Raw genomic sequence first — 2,943 nt, forward strand, 5'->3', positions numbered from 1 at the left:
AACAGTGAACAGTGAACAGTGAAGGCTGCCCGGCCCGCATACCTTGTCAAGATTTGTTGCGCGTTTTAACCTGCGAGGCCGCGTTCAAAACCTGAGCGCGGCGACTGATCCGGCAGAACCGTCTCACGCCGCCCGCGCAACTGTTAACTATTCACTATTAACTATTCACTGCCTTTCTTGTACGATGGTGCCAAATAACAAAAGGATGCACCATGGCCTTGTTGAATTCCATTGACCGCCGCCGTTTCCTGAAGGCCCTGGCCAGTGCCGGGGCCACTGGCGCATTGGCGCCCCAGGCCCTGCTGGCCGAAACTGAAAAGGCGCCAGCCTGGCAGAACTGGTCCGGCAACCAGAGCGCCAACCCGGCCAATCTGGTCTTTGCCACCAGCGAAGCACAGCTGCGCCAGACCCTGCGCGACAGCAGCGGCACCATTCGCCCCTTCGGCGGCAGCCATTCGTTCAGTGCCGTGGTACCCAGCGATGACACCCTGGTGTCTCTGGAAGCCCTGGCCGGACTGCGAGGTCAGGACGGCGATATCTTCACCTACGGTGGTGGTACCCGACTGGCCATGGCCAGCGCCCAGGCCAATGGTATGGGCTACAGCTTCGCCAACGAACCGGATATCAACCTGCAATCCCTGGCCGGCGCCATTGCCACCAGCACCCATGGCACCGGCACCGCTCTGCAGAGCCTGTCCGGCCAGGTGGAAAGCCTGCGCCTGATCCTGGCTGACGGCGAAGCCCTGAACCTGACCCGGGACGACGGCGACGCCTTTCTGGCCGCCTGCTGCAGCGTCGGCGCCCTGGGCGTAGTCAGCGAGGTCGGTTTTCGCCACGAACCCGCCTACCGGCTCAAGGAACGCACCTGGACCCTGCCCCTGCAGGAAGCCATGGATTTCGTGGAGCAGGAAAAGGACAACGTCCGCCACATCGAATTTTTTGCCTTCCCGCTGGGCGAGCAGGCCATCGTCAAGACCATGGAAATCACTGACGACCCCGACGACAGCAGCGAACGGGAAGACAGCAACGATCTGTTGGAGCTGGTTTGCAAACTGGCCATGCGCGCCGGCTGGCTGACCCCTAATCTGCAGAAACTGGTCACCCTGTTCGTGGAAGACAGCACCTATGTCGGCCCTGCCCACAAGGTTTTCGCCAACCGCCGCACGGTGCGTTTCAACGAAATGGAATACACGGTGCCAGCGGAAGACGGCATCGCCTGCCTGCAGGAAGTCTGCGAGACCATTCGCAAGCAGGACATCAATGTGTTCTTCCCCATCGAATTCCGCTATGTGGCTGCCGATGATCGCTTGCTGTCCATGTACCACGATCGTCCCGGCGCCAGCCTGTCTATCCATCAATACTTCGCACAGGATTATCAGCCGCTGTTTACTGCTGTAGAGCCGATCCTGCGCCGCTACGCCGGCCGCCCGCACTGGGGCAAGCTGCATACCCTGGGCCAGCGGGAACTGCGCGAGATGTATCCCGCCTTTGATCGCTTTCAGGCCGTGCGCCGGGAGCTGGACCCACAGGGACGGATGCTGAACCAACACCTGAACACCCTGTTTGGAGAAACCGGATGAAACGCCGTGGATTTCTGATCGGGCTGGGCGCCCTGGCCGCAGGCGGCTGGCTGCTGCGCCCGGGTAATCAGGGGGCACCGCATACACCCTACTTCCAGGTCATCAATGACCACCTGCGTAACGCCGGCCCCGGCCGGCCACTGATGCTGGTGGATCAGCAGCGCCTGGTGCGCAACTGCCACACCCTGAAGGCCATGCTGCCGTCGCGCTGCGCGTTGCGCATCGTGGCCAAATCTCTGCCCAGTGTGCCGATGATACAAACGGTGATGCGCGAGACTGGCAGCGACCGGGTGATGGTATTCCACCAGCCATTCATGAATGCGCTGGCCGACGCAGAGCCCGGCGTGGACATGCTGCTGGGCAAGCCCATGCCGGTACAGGCCGCCCGACAGTTCTACAACGAGCTGAGCGGTGACTTCGATGCGGATCGGCAACTGCAGTGGCTGATCGACTCCCGCCAGCGGCTGGAGCAGTACCTGCAACTGGCCCGGACCCTGAACCGGCGTCTGAACATCAATATCGAACTGGACGTGGGCCTGCACCGGGGCGGCCTCGGCGACCCGAACCAGCTCGATGCAATGATCGGCCTGATTCAGGCCCACCCGGCGCATCTGCGTTTCAGCGGTTTCATGGGTTACGACGCCCATGTGGGCAAGCTGCCCGGTTTTATCCAGAACGCCGAGGAAGGCCACCGGGAAACCGAGGCCATCTATCAGGGCTTTATCGAACGCCTCTACCGACTGGTGCCTGCCTACCGGGATGAAGCCCTGTGTTTCAACGGCGGCGGCAGCCCCACCATCGGCCTCTACGACGACAGCACCGTGGTCAACGAACTGGCCGCCGGCTCCTGCCTGGTCAAGGCCAGCGACTTCGACCTGCCCCTGCTGGCGGATTTCGAACCGGCCGTGTTTATCGCTGCGCCAGTACTCAAACAGTGGGACGGGCTGAACCTGCCAGGGCCACTGCCGCTGGGTGAGCTATGGCAACGCTGGGACCCGAATCGTCGCCAGACCTATTTCATCTACGGCGGTTGCTGGAAGGCCACGCCGGTGTCCCCGGCGGGTATTCTCGAGAATGGCATCTATGGCCACAGCACCAACCAGATGATGTACAACGGCAGCCCGGATAATGCCCTGCAAGTGGACGACCAACTGTTCCTGCGCCCCACGCAAAGCGAATTCGTGTTGCTGCAATTCGGTGATCTGGCGGTGTGGCAAGACGGTGCCATCCGGGATTGGTGGCCACCGCTGACACAGGGCAAGGGCGCCTGACAGTCCCCCGCAAACCGCTCGAAAACTCAAAGGCCGCACCGGTTTTCCGGTGCGGCCTTTCAATAACTATCGTAGGGTGCACTGAGCCTAAG

At 61.8% G+C, this 2,943-nt stretch carries 2 protein-coding genes; both read left to right on the forward strand.

Annotated elements, in window-relative coordinates; translation table 11 throughout:
- The first annotated feature begins 212 nt into the window (after nt 1-212).
- Complete coding sequence (locus B3Q33_RS12510; protein WP_273009090.1) at nt 213-1,580, forward strand: D-arabinono-1,4-lactone oxidase; 1,368 nt, start codon at nt 213-215, stop codon at nt 1,578-1,580.
- Nucleotides 1,577-2,851, forward strand: coding sequence for an alanine racemase (locus B3Q33_RS12515; RefSeq protein WP_273009092.1), 1,275 nt, complete (start codon nt 1,577-1,579; stop codon nt 2,849-2,851). The genes B3Q33_RS12510 and B3Q33_RS12515 overlap by 4 nt, the downstream gene beginning before the upstream one ends.
- Nucleotides 2,852-2,943 lie beyond the last annotated feature (92 nt).

Source organism: Alcanivorax sp. UBA3183 (genome assembly GCF_002364155.1).
In the GTDB taxonomy this organism is placed as follows: Bacteria; Pseudomonadota; Gammaproteobacteria; order Pseudomonadales; family Alcanivoracaceae; genus Alcanivorax; species Alcanivorax jadensis.

Coding starts and splice junctions, on each gene's coding strand:
- B3Q33_RS12510 (WP_273009090.1), top strand. CDS start 213: ATGGCCTTGTTGAATTCCATTGACCGCCGCCGTTTCCTGAAGGCCCTG.
- B3Q33_RS12515 (WP_273009092.1), top strand. CDS start 1,577: ATGAAACGCCGTGGATTTCTGATCGGGCTGGGCGCCCTGGCCGCAGGC.